General features: G+C 62.2%; 23 protein-coding genes. 9 read left to right on the top strand and 14 right to left on the bottom strand.

The window, feature by feature from the left end:
- Positions 1 to 485: 485 nt before the first annotated feature.
- The 3 genes from hpnK to ACOSV0_RS08290 are packed head-to-tail and all read right to left on the bottom strand — an operon-like array spanning position 486 to position 2,916.
- Entirely contained in the window at positions 486 to 1,310 is an 825-nt protein-coding gene (hpnK, locus tag ACOSV0_RS08300) for a hopanoid biosynthesis-associated protein HpnK (RefSeq protein WP_434109816.1), read from the bottom strand.
- On the bottom strand, positions 1,300 to 2,562 hold the full coding sequence (hpnI, locus tag ACOSV0_RS08295) for a bacteriohopanetetrol glucosamine biosynthesis glycosyltransferase HpnI (protein ID WP_434109814.1): 1,263 nt from the start codon (positions 2,560 to 2,562) through the stop codon (positions 1,300 to 1,302). Before hpnI (ACOSV0_RS08295) ends, hpnK begins: the two co-directional genes overlap by 11 nt.
- A gap of 12 nt (positions 2,563 to 2,574) precedes the next feature.
- The gene (locus tag ACOSV0_RS08290; RefSeq protein WP_434109813.1) at positions 2,575 to 2,916 is read right to left on the bottom strand and encodes a hypothetical protein; all 342 of its coding nucleotides are present in this window, start codon (positions 2,914 to 2,916) and stop codon (positions 2,575 to 2,577) included.
- A 341-nt stretch (positions 2,917 to 3,257) separates the two neighbouring features.
- Here ACOSV0_RS08290 and ACOSV0_RS08285 point away from each other — a divergent pair, with 341 nt between their 5' ends.
- Positions 3,258 to 3,917: a response regulator transcription factor gene (locus ACOSV0_RS08285; protein WP_434109812.1), complete on the top strand. Its 660-nt coding sequence runs from the start codon at positions 3,258 to 3,260 to the stop codon at positions 3,915 to 3,917.
- Positions 3,917 to 5,317 carry an ATP-binding protein gene (locus tag ACOSV0_RS08280; protein ID WP_434109811.1) on the top strand — a complete coding sequence of 467 codons (1,401 nt, stop codon included), beginning with the start codon at positions 3,917 to 3,919 and terminating at the stop codon, positions 5,315 to 5,317. Before ACOSV0_RS08285 ends, ACOSV0_RS08280 begins: the two co-directional genes overlap by 1 nt.
- A gap of 14 nt (positions 5,318 to 5,331) precedes the next feature.
- On the opposite strand, the gene ACOSV0_RS08275 is transcribed toward ACOSV0_RS08280, so the two are convergent.
- The 4 genes from ACOSV0_RS08275 to ACOSV0_RS08260 all read right to left on the bottom strand — a co-directional run bounded on the left by ACOSV0_RS08275 (position 5,332) and on the right by ACOSV0_RS08260 (position 9,469).
- Positions 5,332 to 6,363 carry a flippase-like domain-containing protein gene (locus tag ACOSV0_RS08275; RefSeq protein ID WP_434110210.1) on the bottom strand — a complete coding sequence of 344 codons (1,032 nt, stop codon included), beginning with the start codon at positions 6,361 to 6,363 and terminating at the stop codon, positions 5,332 to 5,334.
- Positions 6,364 to 6,443: 80 nt separating this feature from the next.
- Entirely contained in the window at positions 6,444 to 7,628 is a 1,185-nt protein-coding gene (hpnI, locus tag ACOSV0_RS08270; protein WP_434109810.1) for a bacteriohopanetetrol glucosamine biosynthesis glycosyltransferase HpnI, read from the bottom strand.
- A complete protein-coding gene (hpnJ, locus tag ACOSV0_RS08265) occupies positions 7,625 to 9,046 on the bottom strand; it encodes a hopanoid biosynthesis associated radical SAM protein HpnJ (RefSeq protein ID WP_434109808.1) in 1,422 nt (473 codons plus the stop codon). Before hpnJ ends, hpnI (ACOSV0_RS08270) begins: the two co-directional genes overlap by 4 nt.
- Before the next feature lie 219 nt (positions 9,047 to 9,265).
- Entirely contained in the window at positions 9,266 to 9,469 is a 204-nt protein-coding gene (locus ACOSV0_RS08260) for a cold-shock protein (protein ID WP_007181784.1), read from the bottom strand.
- 391 nt (positions 9,470 to 9,860) lie between these two features.
- On the opposite strand from ACOSV0_RS08260, the gene ACOSV0_RS08255 reads away from it, so the two are divergent.
- Entirely contained in the window at positions 9,861 to 11,306 is a 1,446-nt protein-coding gene (locus tag ACOSV0_RS08255; RefSeq protein ID WP_434109807.1) for an NAD-dependent succinate-semialdehyde dehydrogenase, read from the top strand.
- 279 nt (positions 11,307 to 11,585) lie between these two features.
- On the opposite strand, the gene kdgT is transcribed toward ACOSV0_RS08255, so the two are convergent.
- Positions 11,586 to 12,602 carry a 2-keto-3-deoxygluconate transporter gene (gene kdgT / locus ACOSV0_RS08250; protein WP_434109806.1) on the bottom strand — a complete coding sequence of 339 codons (1,017 nt, stop codon included), beginning with the start codon at positions 12,600 to 12,602 and terminating at the stop codon, positions 11,586 to 11,588.
- Positions 12,603 to 12,905: 303 nt separating this feature from the next.
- On the opposite strand from kdgT, the gene kduI reads away from it, so the two are divergent.
- From kduI to kdgR, 3 genes are all read left to right on the top strand, one after another.
- A complete protein-coding gene (gene kduI, locus ACOSV0_RS08245; RefSeq protein WP_434109805.1) occupies positions 12,906 to 13,742 on the top strand; it encodes a 5-dehydro-4-deoxy-D-glucuronate isomerase in 837 nt (278 codons plus the stop codon).
- An 85-nt stretch (positions 13,743 to 13,827) separates the two neighbouring features.
- Positions 13,828 to 14,595, top strand: coding sequence for a 2-dehydro-3-deoxy-D-gluconate 5-dehydrogenase KduD (kduD, locus tag ACOSV0_RS08240; protein ID WP_434109804.1), 768 nt, complete (start codon positions 13,828 to 13,830; stop codon positions 14,593 to 14,595).
- A 185-nt stretch (positions 14,596 to 14,780) separates the two neighbouring features.
- A complete protein-coding gene (kdgR, locus tag ACOSV0_RS08235) occupies positions 14,781 to 15,662 on the top strand; it encodes a DNA-binding transcriptional regulator KdgR (RefSeq protein ID WP_434109803.1) in 882 nt (293 codons plus the stop codon).
- 131 nt (positions 15,663 to 15,793) lie between these two features.
- Here the strand turns inward: kdgR and ACOSV0_RS08230 are convergent, their stop codons facing one another.
- Positions 15,794 to 16,726 (bottom strand): TauD/TfdA dioxygenase family protein, encoded by a 933-nt coding sequence (locus tag ACOSV0_RS08230; protein ID WP_434109802.1) that lies wholly within the window; start codon positions 16,724 to 16,726, stop codon positions 15,794 to 15,796.
- A 328-nt stretch (positions 16,727 to 17,054) separates the two neighbouring features.
- Positions 17,055 to 17,609, bottom strand: coding sequence for a cytochrome b (locus tag ACOSV0_RS08225; RefSeq protein WP_434109799.1), 555 nt, complete (start codon positions 17,607 to 17,609; stop codon positions 17,055 to 17,057).
- 550 nt (positions 17,610 to 18,159) lie between these two features.
- Between ACOSV0_RS08225 and ACOSV0_RS08220 the strand changes: the two genes are divergently transcribed.
- From ACOSV0_RS08220 to ACOSV0_RS08210, 3 genes are all read left to right on the top strand, one after another.
- A complete protein-coding gene (locus ACOSV0_RS08220; RefSeq protein WP_434109797.1) occupies positions 18,160 to 18,285 on the top strand; it encodes a hypothetical protein in 126 nt (41 codons plus the stop codon).
- A gap of 54 nt (positions 18,286 to 18,339) precedes the next feature.
- Complete coding sequence (locus tag ACOSV0_RS08215) at positions 18,340 to 18,732, top strand: hypothetical protein (protein ID WP_434109796.1); 393 nt, start codon at positions 18,340 to 18,342, stop codon at positions 18,730 to 18,732.
- Between the two features lie 78 nt (positions 18,733 to 18,810).
- On the top strand, positions 18,811 to 19,056 hold the full coding sequence (locus ACOSV0_RS08210; protein WP_434109795.1) for a hypothetical protein: 246 nt from the start codon (positions 18,811 to 18,813) through the stop codon (positions 19,054 to 19,056).
- Positions 19,057 to 19,129: 73 nt separating this feature from the next.
- On the opposite strand, the gene ACOSV0_RS08205 is transcribed toward ACOSV0_RS08210, so the two are convergent.
- The 4 genes from ACOSV0_RS08205 to ACOSV0_RS08190 all read right to left on the bottom strand — a co-directional run bounded on the left by ACOSV0_RS08205 (position 19,130) and on the right by ACOSV0_RS08190 (position 24,927).
- Positions 19,130 to 19,378 (bottom strand): hypothetical protein, encoded by a 249-nt coding sequence (locus ACOSV0_RS08205; protein ID WP_434109794.1) that lies wholly within the window; start codon positions 19,376 to 19,378, stop codon positions 19,130 to 19,132.
- A 246-nt stretch (positions 19,379 to 19,624) separates the two neighbouring features.
- Positions 19,625 to 20,797, bottom strand: coding sequence for a 4-hydroxybenzoate 3-monooxygenase (locus ACOSV0_RS08200; RefSeq protein ID WP_434109793.1), 1,173 nt, complete (start codon positions 20,795 to 20,797; stop codon positions 19,625 to 19,627).
- Positions 20,798 to 21,176: 379 nt separating this feature from the next.
- Positions 21,177 to 22,748: a threonine ammonia-lyase, biosynthetic gene (gene ilvA, locus ACOSV0_RS08195; RefSeq protein WP_434109792.1), complete on the bottom strand. Its 1,572-nt coding sequence runs from the start codon at positions 22,746 to 22,748 to the stop codon at positions 21,177 to 21,179.
- A 352-nt stretch (positions 22,749 to 23,100) separates the two neighbouring features.
- On the bottom strand, positions 23,101 to 24,927 hold the full coding sequence (locus tag ACOSV0_RS08190) for a serine aminopeptidase domain-containing protein (protein WP_434109791.1): 1,827 nt from the start codon (positions 24,925 to 24,927) through the stop codon (positions 23,101 to 23,103).

The raw sequence follows: 24,927 nt of genomic DNA, 5'->3' as shown, positions 1-24,927 counted from the left end.
AAGCCGATGCCCCCACCATACTCAAACGAAGCCTCTGGTTCTCGATGGACCCTTCCGGCGAGCACGTAGTGCGAGGCGGGAAGCATGAGTGCTTTGTCACGAACGCGGAGTGTGTGAGGGCACAGATTCCAGATGTGCCACTACCGTGGCTGTGCGGGGGACCCGCTTAAGAATTAGCGGTTTGAGCTGCTTTCTTTTGCCTACTTTTCTTTGCAGCAGGCAAAGAAAAGTAGGTGCCTGCCCCGCACAGGGGCGACGCTAATAAACCAATAAGAATTCAAGGAAAGGCCAAAGACCAAAGACCAAAAAATCCAGATCAAGGAAAGCCCAACGCCGTAGGCAACCAGATAAGGAGAGACCAGCGTCGCAGACAATCAGACAGGAAAAACCCCAAAAAACCAGACCAAGGAAGAAACGCCACAGGCATAAAAACAAAACCGCGCCGACCAGACAAACACCCAACCGCCGAACAGGCAAAAAAGCAATCACACTTTCAACACATCCCCAAACCCCCCAACCTGAACCCCCAACCCCCGAATCGCGTCAGCGACCCTCTCCGACAGGAGCGCCTCCAACTCCTCAGCATGCCGATAATCCCGCATCCCATGACTCAAAACCCGATCGCCGGCAAAGGCAGGATGGCAATAAATCTCCCCCACCCCGCCAGGTAAATCGGCAAGCGCGGCAAGCCATGCCGCCTCATCCATCCGCCCACTATTGGCAATCCCGACAACATAATCGTTGTGTACGATCCCGGCCCTATCCAGCCTCGCCCGCACCCGTGAAATCCACGGCCGCAACCACAGCGGCGCGCTAGCCTCGAACGGCAATCGCATCGCCCGCATCCCATACTCGCGGCCAATCTCCAGAATCAACCCCAGCACCGTCGGATGCAAATGAAAATGCTTGTGCGTGTTGACGTGATCGAGCGCCAACCCCGTCCTCGCAAAAGCATCGAACTGCGCGCGAATCTCGCGCGCCAACTGTTTGCGAACATGAGGCAGAAAGAAAAACCGTACCCCGTCCCGCACCATGTTGTCGCCAAAGCGGCCGTGCTCGTCAAGCAAGGCGGCAATCCCCGCGCGCGGCGTAACCGCGTCGCCGTCGGCCAGCACGAGATGCAGGCCGACCCGCAACGCCGGCAGCGCGCGGGCACGCGCCACCGCATCGTCCGCGGCAGGCGCGCCGATCATCAGGCTCGCAGCCGTCAGCACGCCATGCCGGTGCGCCTGCTCGACCGCCAGATTCACCCGTGGATGCAGGCCGAAATCGTCAGCGGTGACGATCAGGCCGCATGGCTTAGCCGCCATCCGAAGTCTCCATGACATCCATCACACTCAATGTCGAAGCCTTAGTAGTCGACGCGGAGGCTTCGACCGGCACGCGCGCGCCCCGCCACACCACGTGCGAACCGAACGCGCCCGCAAGCCATTGGCAGGCCAGCAAGGTATCGCGCAACGGCACGAGCGGCAAGTCGCGCCAGAAAGTACGTTCGTGACGCGCGGAACGCAGATGCAGCAGCATGCGCGCGGCAAAACCGGCCGCCGTGCTGGCGCCGCTCGCCAGCACGGCCCATAGGTGCACGCCGTCGAACGGACCATGTGCGAAATGCACGGTGAGCCATGCGCCGACAAGGAGCCACGGCGTCGGGAACGTGATGAACAAAAATGCAAAGCCAAGCGGGTTCACCGAGCGGATGGTCCGCAGCCAGCGCGTCTCACGCTGCCACAGGGCGGAGAAAGTCGGCTCGATGACATCGGTGGCCACCATCACGCGCGACAGCACCGTGCTAAGTCCGAGCGCGCGCACGTGTTCGGCGAGCCAGTAATCGTCCGCGAGACAGTTTTTCAGCGCGTCGAAACCGCCGATCCGCTCGAGCGTCGCGCGACGCAAAGCAAGGGTTGCACCGAAACCGAAGCGGCGCGACCCCGCCGCATGCGCGACGCGTACAGACGGTGCGAACCACTCGTTGATAAATAGCGCACCGACCCGCGGCCAGAAGCCGCCGACGCCTTGCGCCACATAGAGACAGGTCACCACCCCCACGTGCGGATCGGCGAGCGGCGCCGCCACGGTGTCGAGATAATCGGGTTCGACTGCGATATCGCTATCCGCAATCACGATCACGTCATAACACGCCCGCTCCGCCATGTTGATCAGATTGCTGACCTTGAGATTGCTGCCGTGCACGCGCGTATCGATCGCGAGCTCGATGTCGCGCGTCGGATAGGCGGCCTGCAAACGGCGCACCACGGCAATCGCGGGATCGTCCGGCGACGACACGCCGAGCACGAGCTGGAAACGCGCGTGGCGCTGATCGCAGAAAGTTCGGAGATTCTCGTAGAGACGCGGCTCGGCGCCGCACAGCGGCTTGAGCACGCTGACACCGACATTCGCAAAAGGAGGCAAAGGAAGGGAAGCCCCGCCGGCACCACCCGGGGTCCGCACGCGGCGTGCCGCGAAGAACGGCATGGCTACCGCGGCCAGCATCGCATAGAGCGAAGCCGAGACGCAGCCGGACAACAGGAGCCATTGGCATGCAGTCAATGCGTGCGCCGCCATCGTCTGCGCCCGTCAGTGTCCAGCCAGCACGAACGGTCTGCCCGTGCAGCGCAGATGAAGAATGACGAACCAGCGCCGCGGACAATCCGCTTCAATCAGAATCGGCCGGCCGGCGGGTGTTGCGTGACGGCCCTGAAAGGCGAGGTCGAACGCGGCATGCGCGAACTGACGCATCGCAATCACACCGCTCACGATCAGCGCGAGAGCAAGGAACTGAAATCTTGTGGAACTGAAAACCTGCGGAGAAACCGGCAGGACCAGCAGTGCCAGCAATACGAGCACTTCAGCACCCATGGCCGTGAGCGTGGCCGCCATTAGATGGGCTCGCAGCATGTCGAAGGTGACTGGCTTCATGGCGTGGTCTCGTGACCTGAAGGAACGCACAGTGACGTGCCGCCGCGCGATTCGCCGGCAGAACGCGCCGGCAAAAGCGCCGGCCGTACATTCCATCGATGTGCTTACGATTAAATTTCGACGATCTGACAACACGACGTAGTTTCGCGTGCTCATGTCGGCCGCGCGACAGTGACCTGTTGACGGTCGATACTAGCGATTCAAGCTGAAGGAAACCTTAAGGAAGAAAGAGGTATAAAGCGTGTCAGGAACATGACCGTTACACTTCGGGCGTGCGGTCCGGTGTTTGCTTAAAAAACTGCCGCCGCTATGCAATAGACATCGAACGGAATCTCTCCCCTATGCGCGTACTCCTCGTAGAAGACGACGACCTGATCGGCTACGGCATCGAAGCTGGACTGCGTCAAGCCGGTTTCACAGTCGATTGGGCACGTGACGGCCACAAGGCCGGTCTCGCCCTCGACACCACCGGCTATGCGCTGGTACTGCTCGATCTCGGCCTGCCCAGGGTATCGGGTATGGAACTGCTGAAACGGCTCCGTGATGCCGGCAAGGACGTGCCGGTGCTGGTGCTGACCGCCAAGGGCACGGTGGTGGACCGCGTGGACGGCCTGGAAGCCGGCGCCGACGACTACCTCGGCAAGCCCTTCGACCTGACTGAGCTGATTGCCCGTTGCCGCGCCTTGCTGCGTCGCGCGCAAGGGCGCAGCGTCGAAGTGATCCGCTACCAGGATCTGACGGTCAATCCCGCCGCGCAAACCGTCGAAATCGGCAATACGCGCGTGTCCCTCACTTCGCGTGAATGGGCGATCCTGATGCAACTTCTGACCAATCAGGGCATTCCCCAGTCGCGCTCGCAACTCGAAGAGAGTTTGTATGGATGGCAGGAGGAAATCGAAAGCAATGCGATCGAAGTGCACGTGTCCAATCTGCGCAAAAAGCTCGGCGCCAAGCTGATCCGAACGGTGCGCAATATCGGCTATGTGATGGAGAAAACCTGATGTCGGCATCGATACGCCACCGTCTGATGCTGCTGGTTCTGACCAGCATCGCGCTGATCTGGGGCATCGCGCTGATCTCGAGTTACAGTCAGGCCAAGCGCGAAGTCGGCGAATGGGAAGCGGCGCGCCTCGCGGAGATCGCGCAAATTCTCGCGCTGCTCGACGAGCATAATCTGACCGTACTGGCCAATGCGCGCATCGATTTGCGCGAAGAAGAACAAGGCGGCGAAGCCGGCGCGAACGACAGCGACGACGACGATTCCTTGCCACGCGACGCGCTGTTCCAGGTGCGCAGCGCGAGCGGCGACGTGCTGGCGGGCAGCCCGCAATTGCGCGCGCTGCAGGCGTGGGATCTGCCCGTGCCGCCCGCCAGCGGTGCGCAAAACATGACGCTGGGCGGTCAGGCATGGCACACGTTCACCTTGCGCGGCACCGCGCTCGGCCACACGGTGCGCGTGTTCGAACCGGCCAACACACGCAGCGACCTGGTGAGCGGTGTCGCGAGCCGGATCGCCCGCCCCACGCTCATTGCGCTGCCGGTGCTGGCGTTGCTCGTGTGGTTCAGCGTCGGCTGGAGTCTGGCGCCGCTCAAGGTTCTCTCGGGCGCTATTCGCGCGCGCGATATCAACCGGCTGGAACCGGTCGACATCGGCCGGGCGCCGACCGAGGTGCGGCCGCTCGTCGACGCGATCAATCTGGTGCTGTCGCGCTTGCGGCATTCCATCGAGCGCGAACGCGCGTTTACTGCCGACGCCGCCCATGAACTGAAGACGCCGCTTGCCGCCATCAAGGTGCAGGCGCAGGTCGCGCTGGCCGAACCGGATACGGCATTACAGCGGCTGGCGATGGAGCGCGTGGTGCAAGGCGTCGATCGCAGCGCCCGGCTCGCGGAGCAGTTGCTGCTGCTCGCGCGTCTGGACGTGCATGAGAAAATCTCCACTGCGCCACTCAGGCCGGCGGCCGTGGCGAAAGATGCACTGCTTGCCAACGAACGCAGTGCGCAGCAGAAGCACATTAGCGTGACGCTCACCGGCGACATGCGTGCCGAGATCAATGCGGAGCCTGTACTAATCGGCATCCTGCTCGACAATCTGCTCGACAACGCAGTCAAGTACGGACGCGACGGCGGCAACATCGAAGTGGCTGTGAAATACGGGGCCGGCCGGGTGCGGCTCACCGTGCGCGACGATGGCCCCGGCGTCGCGCCCAGCGATCTTGCGCGCCTCACGAACCGGTTTTTCCGTGCGACCGGCAATCACGCGACCGGCAGCGGGCTGGGCCTCTCGATCGTCGCGCGAATCGCCGAACATTTCGGTGCGGACCTGCATCTCGAAACGGGTATCGGCGAGCACGGCCTCGCAGTGGAAGTGTCGTTTCCTGCTTATGCGGGAGAGGACTGAGATCGCGCTAGCGCCTAGCGCTGGCCCGCTTCGCTCACACCGGTCCGCCCTACCCGTTCCACGCGTTCCATGCGTTTGGGCTCGCGGTTCGACGACTCGGCAAACTGCCACGCAATGAGCCCGGGCACGAAGATCAGCAGATCGCGAATGCGCCGGGCGCCGGCGAGCGCAAGGCAGATGGAAGGATCGAGACCGAACGCGCCGCCGATCAGAATAAAACCGCCCTCCTGCACACCCAGGCCGCCCGGCACGAAAAACGCCGCGCTGCTGATCGCCTGGATCAGCGATTCGATCACGACCGCTTCGACCAGCGTGACATGAACGCCGAGAAAGTACAGCGCGAGCCAGATTTCGAGCGATGTCAGAAAGCACTGCAGCGGTTGCCAGAAGAACAGATAGCGCAGCACCACGCCGCGCCGGCGCCAGATCAGCTTGATGGCCTGATCGATCTGGGCCGATTGTCCGACGAGCGCCGCGAGCTTGCCGCTCGTCATACGATTCAGCACCCGCGTGATGCGCTCGAACGGACTGGCATGCTGGACGAGTGCGAACAGCACCAGCAGCGGCGTCAGCACCACCACGCCCCACGCCAGTTGCCCGGCGAGCCGCAGCGTGTCGGACTGCGCATGCGCAAACAGAAAACCGATGCCGACCATGGTGAACAGCAACTGGCTGATCACCGTGAGCTGCATATCGACGATGATGCTGCCGACCGCCGTAGACGGCCGCACGCCCCAGCGCTTGAGCATCCGGAACGACACCACCTCGCCGCCGATACGCGCCACCGGCAACATGCTATTGACGGATTCGCGCACCCAGACCAGATGCAGCATATTGGCGACACTCGGCCGGTTCGCGCCGCGAATCAGCGAGCGCCAATCGCAGGCATTGGCGATCATCGGCAACACGTGCGCGATCGCCGCCAGCAAAAGGCCGGCACCCGCGGCGCGCAGTGCGCCCAGCACGGCGCCAGGATTGTCCTGCCAGACCAGCCACAGCGACACGAGCAGGCCGGCAAGCGCGGCGACGCGGCCGAGGTGCTTCATCACGCGGCCACCCTTCGCCCGTGCTTCAGGTTCGCTGCCTTGCCCTCGCTATGCTCCTGCAGGTACTCACGCATCATTGCTTACCCAACTTGCTGTTCATCCGCCATTCCGTCCTGCACGGCCGACAACAGACCGTCGCCATCCACCTTGAAACTGAAACCGCGCCAGATCACGCGCGAGGACCAGAAGCTCGCCACAAAAATCGAAAACGACACAATATCCCATAACGGCAGCAGCCACAGGTCACGATGCGCCTGCTGCAACACGCGATCGGACTGCAGTTTCAGCACGAGCCGCACGCAGACAGCAATCAGCGCGAGCGGCCACGACCACAGCGCGCCGCCCGAGAAAGCGATGGCGAGCAGCGCGAAAGCAAGCGGATGAACCAGCGCCGAGCCGAGATGGCCGAGCGGATCGATGCTGCGAATCGTGCGGCTCCAGCGCAGTTCGTGCGCGATCAGCTGCGTCGCGCTCGATTCCACGCAGGCATGCGAGATCGTGAACGGCGGAATCACCACCTTCTCGCCGATCGTGCGCACGGCCTCGCCGATTGCATGGTCCTCGGCCAGATGTTTCACGAACGGTGTGAAGCCGCCGATTTTCTCGAGGGTATCGCGCCGCATCGCGATGGACTGCCCAAAGCAGGGACGCGCGAGACCGAGCGCAAGCCCCGTCACCACGCCAGGCAGGAATTGGTAGTTGGTGGCCTTGGCCGACATGCGCGGCCAGAAACCGGGGTCCGGCGCACCGCGATACGCGCAGGTGACGAGACCGACGCCTGGCTTCTGCAATTCGCCGACCACGTTGCGCAGATAATCCGGCCCGACGCTCACGTCGCTGTCGGCAAACACCAGAACGTCGTGCCGGGCCTGCGGCAGCATATTGAGGATGTTGCTGATCTTGCGGTTCGGACCGTACAGGCGCGCATCGGCAACCACGGTGATGTCCGCTTCCGGATGCAGCCGCCGCAGCTCGTCGACGGTTTGCAAGGCGGGATCGGCCGAATCGTGCACGCCGAACAGGAATTGCACCGGGCCCGAATAGTCCTGCTGGCAGAAGCTCGACAGATTGGCGAGCAGCGCCCACTCGTTGCCGTGCAATGGCTTGACGATCGTGACCGGCGGAAAACTGCTCGGCTGGGACACCGCTCGCGCGAAGAACCGGCCGATCAGGACACCCGCCAGCACCGTGTAGGCGATGCCGAAAACCGCACCCGCCGCACACGCATAGGCCAGCGTGACGGCGAGCAGATGCACGGCGCTCACGCTTCGTGAGCGCGCAGGAAGCGGAAGAATTCGACGCCTTCGCGCAGACGTCGTTTCATCATGTCCCAGCTCGTCAGCATCTCGCGCAGAATTTCCCAGATCTTCGACGGCCGGAAATAGAAGCGCTTATAGAAGTTTTCGAGCTGGTGATAAATCTCGTCGCGCGACAGATGCGGATAGCCGATCGCCGCGAGCTGCACCCCTGACTTGCTGACGAGGTTGATGACCTTGTTCTCTTCCAGCCAGCCGTTCTCGACCGCCTGGTTGTAGAGCGTCGTGCCAGGATAGGGCGCGGCGAGCGACACCTGGATCGTATGCGGATTGATTTCCTTCGCATACTTGATGGTCTTCTGGATCGTGTCCTGCGTTTCGCCGGGCAGGCCGAGAATGAAGGTGCCGTGAATCTTGATGCCGAGCTTGCGGCAATCTTCGCTGAAACGGCGCGCGATGTCGGTGCGCAGACCCTTCTTGATGTTCAGCAGGATCTGGTCGTCGCCGGACTCGTAGCCGACCAGCAGCAGGCGCAGGCCATTTTCCTTCATGATCTTCAGCGTGGCATACGGCACGTTCGCCTTCGCGTTGCAGGACCACGTCACACCCAGTTTGCCGAGACCGCGGGCGATTTCCTCGACGCGCGGCTTGAAGTCGGTGAAGGTGTCGTCGTCGAACATGATCTCCTTGACTTCAGGCATGTTGTCGCGAATCCACTTCACTTCTTCGAGCACGTTCTCGACCGAGCGCGTGCGGTAGCGATGCCCGCCCACCGTCTGCGGCCACAGGCAGAACGTGCATTTCGAGCGGCAGCCGCGGCCCGTGTAGATCGACACGTACGGGTGCTTCAGATAGCCGATGAAATAGTTGTCGACCCTCAGATCGCGCTTGTAAACCGGCGCGACGAACGGCAGCTCGTCCATGTTCTCGAGGATCGGGCGCGCTTCGTTGTGCTCGATCGAGCCGTCGCTCGCGCGATAGCTGAGACCCTTGATCCCGGCGAACGGCTTACCCTCGGCAACTTCCTGGCAGGTGAAGTCGAACTCCTCACGGCAGACGAAATCGATCGCTTCGCTCGCGGTCAGCGAGTTATGCGGATCGACCGCGACTTTGGCGCCGACCATGCCGATCAGCACCGAAGGCTTGCGCTTCTTCAGGTCTTCGGCAAACAGGGCGTCGGTGGGAAAGGACGGTGTGCTGGTGTGGATAATCACCAGGTCGTATTGCTGCGCTATATCGAGCGATGCTTCAACGGACAGGCCGTCGGCGGGGGCGTCGAGTACACGGCTATCGGGAACGAGTGCCGCAGGTTGTGCGAGCCACGTCGGATACCAGAATGAGCGCACTTCACGCTTGGCCTGATAGCGCGAACCCGCGCCACCATCGAAGCCGTCGTACGACGGCGCCTGTAAGAACAGGGTTTTCATGAATGCTCCAGCAAGCCTTTGATCGGCGCTTTCAGTTTTCTGTCGGAAAACTATCGGAACTATTGCCCATGGGGATATGGGCGTTCGCGCAAATACTACGGAGCAAAGCTGAAGGAAACCTTAAGGAAAAATACACCCGGTCCGGATTGTTCTACATGCTTAATGCCGGGCTCCGGTCCGCACGCCCTGCATGTGCGGACCGGCTACCGGCTACTGCAGTTACACCGGTTTGATATCCGCCGCCTGCTTGCCCTTCGGTCCCTGCTTGATTTCGAAGCTGACCTTCTGGTTTTCCTGCAGCGATTTGAAACCTTCGCTGCGAATTTCCGAGAAATGGGCAAACAGATCTTCGCCACCGTCGTCCGGTGTAATAAAGCCAAAGCCCTTTGCATCATTGAACCACTTCACTGTACCGGTTGGCATGTCGATTCCTCGTTTGCACCTTGGTTGATTGGGTTGCGTTCGCCGTCATTCGCCGGCTGCTTTCGACCATTATCGCGAGTGCCGTTTCTACCCACTCCACTCTCTACCCGCTCGCGACACGATCCATGGCGGCCTGCTCATAACAGTTCCTGCTACTGCTGCTTGACTTTACGCCAGTTTGCGCGGCGCCGCTCAGGTAGGTGTTTCTCCGCCGCGGCAACCGACGTAGCAAAACCCATGCCGCACAGCCTCCACGGGCGCACCGGCCGATGCGATTGCGCGCAATCAGATAAGATAATCGTATCGGCAGTCCATTCCTCTGGCCGCGCGGTTCAGCCCAACGCCTCACAGGCGCGCGACCTATCGTTTTCCCCACTTACAGGAACCCAGCATGGCTACCTCGAGCTATACCGATACGCGACTTCTGATTAACGGCGAGTGGTGCGACGCCGCCAGCGGCAAAACCCTCGACGTCATCAATCCCGCCACTGGCAAAGCCATCGGCAAGGTAGCTCATGCCGGCATTGCCGATCTGGACCGCGCGCTGGCCGCCGCGCAGCGCGGCTTCGAAGCCTGGCGCAAGATTCCGGCCAACGAACGCGCCACGACCATGCGCAAGGCCGCCGCGCTGGTGCGCGAACGGGCGTCCGACATCGCCCGCCTGATGACGCAGGAACAGGGCAAGCCATTCGCCGAGGCTCGCATCGAAATGCTGTCCGCGGCGGACATCATCGAATGGTTCGCTGACGAAGGCCGCCGCGTCTACGGCCGGGTCGTGCCGCCGCGCAATCTGGCAGCGCAGCAAACCGTGCTCAAGGAACCGATCGGCCCGGTGGCAGCCTTCACGCCGTGGAATTTCCCGGTCAATCAGGTGGTGCGCAAGCTGAGCGCGGCGCTCGCGTGCGGCTGCTCGTTCCTCGTCAAGGCCCCGGAGGAAACCCCGGCATCGCCGGCGGCGCTGCTGCAGGCGTTCGTCGAAGCCGGCGTGCCGGCCGGTACGGTCGGCCTCGTGTTCGGCGATCCGGCGGAGATCTCCAGCTACCTGATTCCGCATCCGGTGATCCGCAAAGTCACGTTCACCGGCTCGACGCCGGTCGGCAAACAGCTGGCCGCGCTGGCCGGCGCGCACATGAAGCGCGCCACGATGGAACTGGGCGGTCACGCGCCCGTCATCGTGGCCGAAGATGCCGACGTGGCGCTGGCCATCAAGGCCGCGGGCGCCGCGAAGTTCCGCAATGCGGGCCAGGTCTGCATCTCGCCGACGCGCTTTCTGGTGCACAACAGCATCCGCGAAGAATTCGCCGCGGCGCTCGTCAAGCATGCTGAAGGCCTCAAGCTCGGCGACGGCCTGGCGGAAGGCACGACCATCGGACCGCTCGCCAATGCGCGCCGTCTCACCGCGATGAGCAAGGTGCTCGACGACGCGCGCAAGACCGGCGCCAAGGTCGAGACGGGTGGCGAACGCGTGGGCTCGGAGGGTAACTTCTTCGCGCCGACCGTGCTGACCAACGTGTCGCTCGAATCGGACGTGTTCAACAACGAGCCGTTCGGCCCGATCGCCGCGATCCGCGGTTTCGACACGCTCGAAGAAGCGATCGTCGAGGCGAACCGTCTGCCGTTTGGTCTCGCCGGTTATGCGTTCACGAAGTCGTTCCGCAACGTACATCTGCTGTCGCAACAACTGGAAGTCGGCATGCTGTGGATCAACCAGCCTGCCGCGCCCTGGCCGGAAATGCCGTTCGGCGGCGTGAAGGATTCGGGCTACGGTTCGGAAGGCGGTCCGGAAGCCATGGAAGGCTATCTGGTCACCAAGGCTGTTTCGGTGATGGCGGTTTAAGACACCGAAGGATGTAACGCTTGAAGGGCGAGGTCTCCGGCTTCGTCCGCGTGTCTGATTGCTGTGCCGGGTCCGCGAATGCTCGTTCGCGGACTTTTTTATTGGAATTCGCCTGTCGGGGCGCGCGTTGATTCACGGCTCATTCGCTTTAACCTCCGCCCACTCTTCGTCGATGAGGTTAAAGCGATGCTGGAGAAGAAGCTAGGGCAGTAAGACCCGGCCTCACGCGACTCGCCGCACGTCGTCACGTTCAGGCGCAAACCAAGCCGCCCCGCCCCCTCAAACGTGCACGTCCCGCTCGCTTAGCGGCGGCTGCGTCACGCCCGCGAGTTCCTCGCGCAACGCGTCGCGTGCATGATGCCGGCGTACCCAAAGCGCGGTCAGAATCGGCACGAGAATCGCCGTCACGAGACACGCCGTCGCCACCATCGCCGTCGCGGCCGGCACTAGCGGCTTGAAGCGCGGAATCATCTCGCCGATGATCGCCGGGTTCGCCACCGCGGCCCCGGCCGTCGATGAAGCCGCCAGCCCCGCCGCCCCATTGCCGCCCGCGATCCAGCGGTCGGCGAAAATCAGCGGAATGCCCGTCACGATAATCACCCCGAGGCCCAGCACGATGCCCGGCAAGCCGCTCGTGACGATCACGTTCAGGTCGATCCCGTTGCCGAGCGCAAAGCCGAAAAACGGAATCAGCGGATGCACGCAGCGGCCGAAGAATTCGCGCAGCTCGCTGTCCAGATTACCCAGCGCGAAGCCGATCAGGAACGGCAACACCGCGCCGACGAAAAGCCGCGGCTCGAAGAAGGCGACGCCGGTCGCACCGAGAATGATCATGCTGACGAGCGGCCCCGATTCGATCGACATCAGGACGAACGCGCCCGCCTCTTCCTTGGTGCCGTATTGCTGCATGACGGCGGCATAGAGACCGCCGTTGGTCATGTCCATCGAGGTCGTGATCGCGAGCACCGAAAGCCCGGCGAACAGGCCCGCCTTGACGCCGTCGATCGGAATGAAGTGCGACGCGACGATTGTCGCGATCCACGCCACCACCATTTTGGTCACGAGCAGCGTGCCTGATTTGCGCAGCACCACGCCAGTCGCCCGCAGATCGATCGTCGCGCCCATGCAGAAAAACCACACCGCCAGAATCGGCACGGTGCCGGTGATCAACCCATTCGTGAACGACCCGAGATATTTCCCCCCGCCCGGCGCAAACGTGTGAACACAGGCGCCGAGCAGCAACGGCACCAGCATCAGGCCGCCAGGAATGCGGTCGATGGCCTTCTTGAGCTTCATGCCTCCTCCATGGACTTTGCGTCCAGTTATCGGGTGGATCACCCGGGGTGATGTCCCGTTCTTACGCCGGGCGACTCCCTTTCGGCGCAATATAGCATCGCGTCAGGAACAACGTTCCGTTTTTGATAGATCACTTGCTCATCGTTTACCCGCGTTCCGTATAGAAGCCTTGCCACGTTTGATGTGGCACTGCAATATTTTCGGACCGACGTTCCAGCTTTGAGATTCTGAGCTAAAGTCGAGAGCAAACCGCCACCGCGATACGGCATGGCGCGGCGCCCAATCTGACCGGAGAAAAGAACGATGGAAGTGAGACAAAGCATCAATAGCGAGTACGCAAAGACGCTGGATACCGCGGAGCTGCGCAAGCAGTTTCTCGTCGAGCAGGTGTTCGAACGCGACGCGCTGCAACTCACTTACAGTCACATCGACCGCATCATCGTGGGCGGCGTGTGGCCGGCCACGCGCGCGGTCGAGGTGCCCTCCTCGCTCGGCAAGGCGATCGGCGTCGGCTATCTGCTCGAGCGCCGTGAACTCGGCGCGATCAACATCGGCGGCGATGGCTGGGTCGACGTGGACGGCACGCGCTATGCGGTTCGCAACGAAGAGGCGATCTACATCGGCCAGGGCAAGCAGGCCATCGCGTTCGGCAGCGACGACGCGGCGCGCCCCGCAAAGTTCTACCTGAACTGCGCGCCCGCGCACACGTCGTATCCCACCCGCACGATCTCGCTTGCGCAAGCGTCACCCGAAACGCTCGGCGATCCCGCTACGAGCAACCGCCGCACCATCTACAAGTTCATCGTCCCCGAGGTGCTGCCTACCTGTCAGCTCTCCATGGGCATGACGAAGCTCGAACCGGGCAACCTCTGGAACACGATGCCGTGCCACACGCACGAACGCCGCATGGAGGTGTATTTCTATTTCAACGTCGCCGACGACGCAGCCGTCTTTCACATGATGGGTGAGCCGAACGAAACGCGGCACATCCTCGTGCATAACGAGCAAGCCGTGATTTCGCCAAGCTGGTCGATTCACTCGGGTGTCGGCACGCGTGCGTACACGTTCATCTGGGGCATGGTCGGCGAGAACCAGGTGTTCGGCGATATGGATCACATCGCGGTGCGCGACTTGCGTTGATACGCGCCGGCGCGCGTTGACAAACGTTGAAGTGCAGCATGCTGACCACTCCGGGCACCTTCGGCATTCAAGGAATCTACTCACCGTGAACACCTTCGATCTGGGCGGCAAGGTCGCCATCGTCACCGGCAGCAATACGGGCCTCGGCGCCGGCATGGCGATCGCGCTCGCAACGGCGGGCTGCGACATCGTCGGCGTGAGCCGCACCGATGCCGGCGACACGCCCGCGCATGTCAAGGCGACTGGCCGGCGCTTCGCGGATGTGCGCGCGGACCTCGCATCGACTGCGCCTGTCGACGATATTGTGCGCGCCGCTGTCGAAGCATTCGGCCGCGTCGACGTGCTGGTGAACAACGCGGGCATCATCCGCCGCGAGAACGCGCTCGACTTCAGCGAAGACGACTGGGACGCCGTCATGGACGTCAACCTGAAGAGCAGCTTCTTTCTTTCGCAGGCTGTGGCGCGGCAGTTCGTGAAGCAGCAAAGTAAGCAGCACAGCGGCGGCAAGATCATCAACGTCGCGTCGATGCTGTCGTTTCAGGGCGGCATACGCGTGGCGTCGTATACGGCGTCGAAAAGCGGCGTGCTCGGTCTCACGCGGCTTCTCGCGAACGAATGGGCCGAGCATGGCATCAACGTGAACGCGATCGCGCCGGGCTACATGGCGACTGCGAACACGGCGGCGCTGCGCGGCGACGCACAGCGTAACGAAGAAATCGTCGGACGCATTCCGGCGGGCCGCTGGGGCACGCCGGAAGACCTCGCGGGACCGGTCGTGTTCCTGGCCTCATCCGCGTCTGACTACGTGCACGGCCATACGCTCGCGGTGGACGGCGGGTGGCTTGCGCGTTAGCGTGGAAGCCGCGGAGGTCATGCGGGCCGCGGCGGTCGCGGGACGCGGTATGCTTTCGGCGCCGGGGCTCAGCCGGCATCGGGCTTTGGTCGGGCTTTGGTCGGGCTTTGGTCGGGCTTTGGTCGGGCTTTGGTCGGGCGGTGGTCGAATTGTGATCGGGTTGGCATCAACAGGGAATGACGGAAATGGCAACAATGGACAAGCAACGCAGGGACGACGACCTCGCACGCGGACAGGAAGCGGACAGCCCATGCGGCACAGCCAATGACCGAGGCGAGTCGGCTTCGTCGATCGGCAGGGTCTTCGCGATTCTCGGCGCGATCGGCGACAGCGGACAGATCGGCATCAGCGAGTTGTCGCAGCGGCTCGGCATGTCGAAGACCACCGTGCACCGCGTGATCCAGACGCTGAAAGCGCTCGGCTATGTGACGCAGGAAATCGAAACCGAGCGCTACCGGTTGACGATCCGCCTGTTCGAACTCGGCGCGAAAGCGCTGGAGAGCGTCGATCTGGTGCGCGAGGCCGACATCGAAATGCGCCGCATCGGCCAGGTCACGCGCGAGGCGGTCCACCTCGGCGCGTTCGACGAAGACGCCATCATCTACATCCACAAGATCGACGCCGATTACGGGCTGCGCATGCAGTCGCGGATCGGCCGCCGCAATCCATTGCATAGCACGGCGATCGGCAAGGTACTGCTCGCGTGGATGGACCCGGCCGAAGCGCGCGACGTACTCTCGCATGTGGAATTTCGCAAGTCGACGCAAAAGACGCTCGCCTCTGCCGAAGCCGTCCTGAGCATCCTGCCGCGCGTGCGCGAGCAGGGTTACGGCGAAGACAACGAGGAACAGGAGGAAGGCTTGCAGTGTCTCGCGGTACCGGTGTTCGACCGCTTCGGCCGCGTAATTGCCGGCCTGTCGATTTCGTTTCCGACAATGCGTTGTGGCGCGGACACGAAATCGCACTACGTCGCGCTACTCAAGCAAGCGGGACTCGCAATCTCGACGCGGCTCGGCTACCGCGAAGCGGCAGCACCGGAGCATGTGGCCGTTGAGGGACTGGGCTGAAAACGCAAGCGCCCCGCGAAATTTCGACGCAATTCGTCAGGGCGCATTCATCACGTACACAAGCGGTGTGAGCGACACGCGCCGTGTGCGCATGCCTAACATGCCTAACACGCCTAAGCGGCCCGCATGGTTCACGCGGCCTTCACAGCCGGATTCGGTTCAACGCTGCGTGTAAAACTGCGGCGGCCGTCGACGCTGACTGGCACGTCGCCCTTCAGCGTCACACGACGCACCACGCGGTGAGCGTCGCCGTAATCGTTGACGGCGTAGTGCTGGGTCGCGCGGTTGTCCCAGATCGCCACGTCGCCCGTCTGCCAGCGCCAGCGCACGATGTTCTCGAGGCGCGTCACGTAGCCTTGCAGCAATTCCAGCACATGCGCCGACGCACCCGGTGTAAGGCCGACGAAGCTCTTCACGAAATGCCCGAGAATCAGCGTCTTTTCGCCGGATTCCGGATGGATGCGCACCACCGGATGTTCGGTCTCGTAGCGTGTCGACACGAACACTTCGCGGTAGCGTTTGATCGCTTCGGCGTCACGTCCGCGCTCGCCGACGTTGGCGTAGTTCGCGTAGTCGTATTCATTGCTGTGCACGGCCCACAGTTGCTCGGCGAGCGCTTTGAGCGGCGGCGGCAGATCGTCGTAAGCGGTAGCGGTGTTGGCCCATACCGTATCGCCGCCCACGTCCGGAATCGTCACGCCGCGCAGGATCGACGCCTGCGGATACGCGTCGACGAACGTCACGTCCGTGTGCCACGAATTTGCTCGCCCGCCGCGATGCGAATCGAGTTCGAGCAGATAGTCGGTACCGTCGACCACCGGCACCGTCGGATGCGAGACCGGTTCACCAAGCAGTCTCGCGAAGGCTTCCTGATCGGCGTCCTGCAAGTGTGTCTGGCCGCGGAAAAAGATCACCTTGTGGCGCACAAGCGCGGCGCGAATCGCTTCGACGGTTGCGGATTCGAGCTGACCCGACAGGCGTACGCCGCGAATTTCCGCGCCGATGCGGCCGGTGACAGGATGAATGTCCAGTGCGTTGGACGTCGCGAGACTGAGATTCGACATGCGATGCAACTCCTAGGTCTGAGGACGGGACTGGTCAGCGCGGCACGCGGGGCGAAAATCTTTATCTGAAGGTAGCGACGGCGCGAACCGGCTGAGCGCGGATCAGATCTTTGATCTAACCAGCGTTAGCGGCGCGCGTAAAAGAATTGTTTTTTATGTGCTTATCAAGCACGCGGGCATAACAATCGCACGCCGATGCAATGACGTCGAAATTGCCATGATCCCGGCATCAGGGAATGATATCGATGGACTCGCTGCCGCCACACGAATGCGGGCGGCAGGCGGATAGCAGACAGGCAGTAACGAGCGGCTAACGCACGCTAACGGATCACGGCAGCATGCGCTGCAATGTCTGATCCTTGAGCACGAAACGATGAAACAACGCAGCCGCGATATGCAGCGCGATCAGCGCGAACAACACCCAGGCCAGATAGCCATGGATGTCGCCCATTTCATGCCCCACTGACGAGCCGACCGCTGAGATGCTGGGGTATGGCAGTACGCCGAGCAGCTTGACGGACCATCCGCGCGAAGACGCATTGGCCCATCCCAGCAAGGGCACTGCCACCAGTGCGACATAAAGAAGACCGTGCGTGATGTGCGAAACGATACGGAAAAAAGGCGAAAGCGATGCAGGTGCAGGAGCGTGCGTAAGACGCCAGACGATTCTCACCAGCACCACAGCAATCAGTGCTGCTCCTACGCCGAGATGCCACGCGATCAAACCGTCAGGCCGGGTGCCCTTATGAATGTCAGGCATGGTCCAACCGATCACGAACTGCGCAGCGATCAATAAGACCACCAGCCAGTGGAGAAACTTGGCCACACCGTCATAGCCGGATGCGTAGTGTGAGAAACTGGTCTGGTCGGATCGCATGATCATGAGAATGTTAGCCGCAGTTAACCATTGGAAGAAGAGAGCCTGTTTGCACCGAAAGTACGCACACTCCGAGCGCACTGACGCAGCATGCTACGGACCAATTCTTAAGAAAAGCTGATGCCGCGTTTGACTATCTCTGTCTGGCACGTAAGGCGGAAATGCATCCGCAGCGTACCCGTGGCCACATATTAAAGTACGAGCGGCGACTCATGATCGCCGGCTCTCATCCTAAGTCTGCAACTGAATGTATCCGCGTGGCATACACACAGAGATATGTCACGCCGTGCCTATTCGCGTTGTTCATACGCGCGCGTATCGACCTGTCCGAACACGCCGGATGCATGAAGGCCCAACATTTTTCATAGCGCGCTCAACGGGTTGCCCTCCGGCCACTTGCCAGGAGAAGCACTGATCGCAGCGCTGCAACGTGCCTCCACACCGTGTCATGCATCCCGCCGACAGGCAAAGGAATCGACACGTCCTGTTACACACGAACACACCGGTAATCCCGCTGCTCAGTAGAGTTCAGTCACACATAAGAAGGGGCAACGTCATGAAACGAATTCTCGCGCTGGTTCTGTTGGCTATCACCCTCGGCAGTGCATTGGGCGGCTGCATCGTCGTACCCGAGGGTGGTTACCACGATCATGACCACTATCACGATCACGACCATTATTAAGCGTTGCACGAGCAACGCTCTCCACTCTCAATCATAAATTCCGAGAATATAAACATGAGCAATTCACGAAACCGCTGGCTGTCCATGGCAATCGTTGCGGGCTTGGGGATCGGCGCATCTTCGGTTGCGCTGGCGCACGTCGATGTGGGCGTGAACATCGGCATTCCGGGCGTAGCCTACGCACCGGAGCCGGTCTATGCTCCGCCTCCGCCTGTCTACGCTCCGCCCCCGCCGGTGGTCGTAGTGAGTCCGGGCTGGTATGGCGACCGCTATTACGACGGCCACCGCTACTGGGAACGGCGCGAGTGGGAAGAACGTCATCACGACCGCGAATGGCATGACGCGCGCGACTATCGCGGCGGCCCGCACGGTGACTGGCATGACCACGGTGGCGATCACGGCGATTGGCACGGCCACGGCGATGATCACGGCCGGGGCGATCATTAATGCATGGGCCGTTGCGGCGTCACTGACGCGGCCGGCCCGCGTGGGTATTCGCCCCACGCCATTTGCAGGAGCGACGATTTGGTACGCAACGATCCACGGCGTGTAACGACGCAAATCGACGGCGCGGTCATTTCCGCCGAATACAGCGAACAGACCGGCCAGTTGTGTTTGCGGCAGGACGGCGCCGTGCTTCGCGAATGGTTTCCACCTCACTCGTGGATCGCGATTGCGTCAGTTGCCGGCGCGCGGCATTGGGGCACGCGGCCGACTGATGAGGACCTTCGGGCCTTACTGCGCAACGAGATGACATTGTTGCGCACCTAGCAGCATGGCAAATGTGAAACGGGCGAGATAAAACTCGCCCGTTTCACGATGATCCGCGCACTCCGTCCTGCTCTTAACGCGCGTTGTAGATCGGCGGCGAATAGGAGCTTACCGTCGTGTCGTTGCCGCGACCTGCTTGCCACGTGCCACGGCTGCCCGAACCATAACCGCTGGTATCGGCCTGGGCAGCACCCTGTTGTCCGGAAACTTGCGCTTGCGCGCCCTGCGCGTTTTGCTGAACCGGCTGATTCGATTGCGCAAACGAAGCGATCGGGGCGCCAAGAACAACGGCAATCGCAACGGTTTTAATGAGCGATTTCATGAAACCACCTCCAGAGATTGTCTTACACGTGCTGCCGATACGACGTGTCGTGCAGCCGATAAAGCCAGTCTAGGTGCGGATCAGACGCGGATAAATCCTCTATTCCCGAATTCACTGTTGCTTTTGGAACGACAATGGCGAATGGCCGCCCATCAAGGGTTTGCCGACGCGAACGGGGCGCCGCGCCAGGATTGACCGCTTAACCCGGCATCTCCCGTTTCACACGCTGCGCCCTGCCCGCTCGTTCTATACCGCGGCGACGCCCACATAGTTCTCCGCCATCGCGGTGGCCGCCGCACGCGACGTAGTCACGTATTCAAGCTCGGCTACCTGCAATTGCTGTTCGAACGGCGACGCACCTTCGATGCGGTGCATCATGCTCGTCATCCAGTACGAGAAATGCTCCGCGCGCCAGACGCGTTTGAGCGCGGTCTCGCTGTAGCTGTCGAGCAGATCGGTACGATTTTCGACGTAGAACGCATTCAGCGCTTTCGTCAGCACACGCACGTCGGCAACAGCGAGGTTCATACCCTTGGCGCCGGTAGGCGGCACGATATGCGCGGCGTCGCCGGCGAGAAAAAGACGGCCATGCTGCATGGTGGCGGATACGAAACTGCGCATGCCGACAATGTTCTTCTGGAATATCTTGCCGTCCACGATTTTCTGGCCATCGTGCGAATCGACACGTGCGTGCAGTTCGGCCCAGATCCGGTCGTCGGACCAATCGTCGACAGACTCCTTAGGATTGCATTGGAAATACATGCGCTGCACGTTCGACGAGCGCGTGCTGATCAGCGCGAAACCACGATCGTGCCGCGCGTAGATCAATTCATCCGACGAGGGCGGTCCTTCGCACAAAATGCCGAACCAGCCAAACGGATAGACGCGTTCGAAATCCTTGCGCAGTGCGTGAGGAATCGAGGCGCGCGAGACGCCTTGCGATCCATCGCAGCCGATCACAAAGTCGCATTGCAGTTCGCAGGCTTCGCCTTCGTGACGATAGCGAATCGACGGCTTATCGGTGTCGATGCCGTGCAGCGATGTGTCCGTCACGCCGAAACGCAAGGCGCCGCCGGCGGCTATACGCGCGGCGACCAGGTCTTTGATGACTTCGTGCTGCGCGTAGACCGTGATCGAATGGCCGGTGAGTCCGGTCAGATCGATACGGCGCCGCTTGCCTTCAAAAGCCAGTTCGAAGCCGTGATGCAAAGCCCCTTCGGCCTTCATGCGCGCGCCGACACCGGCCTCGGTGAGCAGGTCCATCGTGCCCTGTTCGAGCACGCCGGCGCGGATGGTGGATTCGATCTGTTCACGCGTGCGCGATTCGAGCACGACGGAATCGATACCACGCAGATGAAGAAGGTGGGAAAGAAGCAGGCCCGCAGGCCCGGCACCGATGATGCCAACTTGGGTGCGCATGAGTTGTCTCCTGAATGCGTTTGATTTGCACGCAGTTTGACAATCACGCCCTGTATCGCGCAACGCGATATCGTGGATATGGGTTATCTAGTTTTGAGATAACTGGCGCGCCGGCTTGAACGGTTTGAATGCGCGCAAATGCGCCATACCGTTGCCCAGTCGGCACTTACGCTCGTCCGACTGATAACCGAGCGGTCGCATCGTTTTGCGTGGTACCGAGGTAAACCCTGGGCTATTTGCGGATCTCAGCCAGCAATTTCCGGCGCGCGGCGGGCTCTTCGTCGCCCGCCCCGGCAACTGCTTTGAGTCCATGCAGACGCACTCGCGTCGACACAGCCGCTGCGCTTATTTTCAAGCGCAGCCTCGTACACCCACCCCGTTACCCGAGAAACAGGCGATAAACAGGGTTCTGCGTCTCTTCCCAGTACGGATAACCCAGCGTCGTGAGAAAGCGTTCGAACTCGCTGTTCTCGCTCTCCGGCACCTGGATGCCGACCAGAATCGAGCTGTAGTCCGCGCCCTGGTTGCGGTAGTGGAACAGGCTGATATTCCAGTTCGGCGCCATCGACGACAAAAACTTCATCAGCGCGCCCGGCCGCTCCGGAAACTCGAAACGGAACAGGCGTTCGTCATGGGCCAAAGGCGAGCGGCCGCCAACCATGTAGCGGATGTGTTGCTTCGAGAGTTCATCGAACGTGAGATCGACGGTGGCGAAACCATGCGCTTCGAATGCGCCCGCGATCTGTGCCGATTCGCTGCGATTCCTGATCTGCACGCCGACAAAGATATGCGCTGAATTCGCGTCCGCAATCCGGTAATTGAATTCGGTGACGCTGCGTGTGCCCACCAGTTCGCAGAAGCGGCGGAAGCTGCCACGTTCTTCAGGGATCGTGACGGCGAACACCGCTTCACGTGCCTCACCGACTTCGGCGCGCTCGGCCACGAAACGCATGCGGTCGAAGTTCATGTTCGCACCGGATGTGATCGCGATCAGCGTCTGGTCCTCGATGCCTTCGCGCTCGGCATACTGCTTGGCGCCTGCGACGGACAGCGCGCCAGCCGGTTCCAGCACGCTGCGGGTGTCCTGGAACACGTCCTTGATCGCGGCGCATAGCGCGTCGGTGTTCACGAGCAGCACGTCGTCGAGATATTCGCGGCACAGGCGGAAGGTTTCCTCGCCGACCAGCTTGACTGCCGTGCCGTCCGAGAACAGGCCCACTTCGTTCAGCGTCACCCGTTCGCCGGCCTGTAAAGAAGCCGCCATCGCGCACGAGTCGTCAGTCTGCACGCCGATTACCCTGATCTCCGGGCGCACCGATTTCACATACGCGGCCACACCTGCCGCGAGCCCGCCGCCACCGATCGGCACGAAGATCGCGTGAATCGGCCCCTGGTGCTGGCTGAGAATCTCCATTGCGACGGTGCCCTGGCCGGCGATCACGTACGGATCGTCGAACGGGTGAACAAACGTCAGGCCGCGCTCTTCCTGCAGCTTCACCGCATGTCCGTACGCATCGCTATAGGACTCGCCAAACTGCACGACTTCGACCGTTGCGCCGCCATGCGCGCGCACGGCATCGACCTTCACCTGCGGGGTCGTGACCGGCACCACGATGATCGCTTTCACGCCCATGCGGGCCGCCGACAGCGCTACGCCCTGCGCATGATTCCCCGCCGATGCGGTAATCACCCCACGCTCCAGCGCATCCGCCGGAATATGCGCCATCTTGTTGTACGCGCCGCGCACCTTGAACGAGAACACCGGCTGGTTGTCCTCGCGCTTCAGATAAACCGGATTGCGCAACCGTGCCGACAGGTTCGGCGCACGTTCGAGTTCGGTCTCGCGGGCCACGTCGTAGACGCGCGCGGTCAGGATTTTCTTCAGGTAGTCGTGGCGCAACGCCACGCTGTCTGCGGGTTCCGCGACCTGATTGGGTTCATATAACGACACGGCAAACTCCTGTGCGGCAAGGGCAAATCAACAGAGAGATCACCAGGAGGCGGGCAGAAAAGCGGACATAAAAAAACCCGCCTCGTGGGGCGGGTTGATGTCGCTGCTCTCAGACGCGCGCTAACCCACCATTCGATGAATGGTGCTAATAATCAGCGCAATACGGATGTCGAGGCAGCTCATGCGGTTGATAATCGTTGACTTGACGGCCTTTGTCAATCCCTGTTCGTCATATCAGGCAACGTCGGCGGTGAGCCGCATGATGGCGACGACGTCTCGCAGTATTGCGAATCGCCGCGGCGAACTATCAGCGACCCGCGCGGTAAGGGGCACCGTAAAGGAAGCCGAAAATTCAAGGTTGCGGCACTTCCACGACCCGCAAGCCGGGATTCGGCGCGACGGTTTCACGCCGTGTACCCAGCACTCTTTCGCGCAGAAACACGTCGAACTGCATCATCACCGCATCACGGGCCGCGCGGGAAAAGAGCGCGTGATCCACCTTGCCAACCACCTTCGTGGTGATGTTCCTCAGCTTGCCGAGCTGACTGCCGCCCGGTCCGAAATGAATCGCCAGTTCGTCCAGCCCCTCGTCGAGCGGACCGTACATCAGCGCGGTTTGCACACCCTTGCGCTCCAGTTCCAGCGCGATTCTGCGGGCGGCTCCTCCTGCCGTCGACAACCCGAAGAGCCGTTCGAGCGCCGTGCTGGCGCGTGCAACGATGCGCGCGCATAGACGGCGCGCGAGTTCGGCGGTGATCGCGCGGCCGTTCGCTCGCCCGGTCAGTAGCCGCAGCCATTTGCGTGGATTACGCATGGCGCGCCGGTAGACGACACTCGACGCCACGTGCTGCGCACCGGGCCGTGCTTGCGCACCGCTCCACACGAACAGCGGCAGATTGACGGCGGCGCACCCCACCACCCGATGATGCGCGAGCGCCGTATGAATGCTCACATAGGCACCCGTGCAAACGCCGAACATGACGGTCTTCGGATAGCCGGCCGACGCCAGCCAGTCGACGCCCGCGCACGCGTCCGGGACTGCATACCGGGCATACACCGTATCGAGCGTCAGCGCTTCGTCGCGACGCAGACTATCGCCGAGACCGCGAAGGTCCATGCGCAACGACGCGATACCCTGAGCCGCGAGATGCCGCGCCATCAGCACCGTGAAGCGGCCGTCGCCGATCCGGTGCACGCCGCCCGTGTTGACGAACAGTACCGCCGGCGCTCCTTCAAGCACGCGCAATGGCTGACAGAACACCCCCGCGTAGCGCCCGCCGTCGAACAGAACGGGCGACTCGTGACCGTGCGCGAACTCGATCCGCGCCGTCGCTGCGCAGTCCAGCAGTTCTACCGCCGTTCCGGTCGCCACGGTCGCCATGGTCGCCCTTGCGCCTAGCCATTCGAGCACGCTGCCGAATGCCTGCGCCGGCGGCTCGCTATAGCTGGGATCGAGCAGGAACCTGCTGTACTCGCCGAAAATCTGCAGGTCGGCCTGGGCACCCTGAGCCTGATAATGCGTGGCCAACCGCTTCAGACGCGCACTCTCGCCCAGATCCTGCAGCAGCACACGCCGCGCCGGACATCGCGCCCCCTGCTCGAGGTCGACCTTCGCGAGCATCTCGAGCGAGTCCGGATAGAGACGGAAGCCATGCGCGCCGATCGTTTCCGCAGGCTCGGCATCGAGGCTGAGTCCGAGTGCTTGTTGTGCGCTGAGCCAGCTTTGATGCTGGATCTCCAACTCGCGGATGTAGCTCTTGCCCAAACTCAGCGGCATGAGCAGCACGAGGTTCTCGACATTGCCCAACTCTTCGGCGGCCAAGGCCGCGAGCGTGGCGCCCAGACGCAGCCCGCATAAGCTCAGGCGGGTCACGCCGGTTTCCGCGCGCAACCACGTTGCGGCCGCCTTGATGCTGTCGAGCCACGCGCGCAAGCGCTGCGGGTCTTCCTCGTTACCGCTCGAATCGCCGGTGCCCGGGTAGTCGAAGCGCAGCGTGGGCACGCCGCGCGCAGCAAGCGCCTCGGCCAATTCGCGCCAGCCGCGATACGTGCAGAGCGCTTCGTAGCCGAACGGATTGCATAGCACGACACCCAGCTCTGCCTGAGCACCAGCCGGCCGGTGCAGCCATCCGAAACAGCCGCCGAACGTTACCGGCGTCATGGTGGACGAATTCGTCAT

It is taken from the genome of Paraburkholderia caffeinilytica, from assembly GCF_051027425.1.
Taxonomy (GTDB): Bacteria; Pseudomonadota; Gammaproteobacteria; order Burkholderiales; family Burkholderiaceae; genus Paraburkholderia; species Paraburkholderia caffeinilytica_A.
Note: the sequence above shows the minus strand (reverse complement) of the source record. Positions and strands in the feature narration are given on the sequence as shown.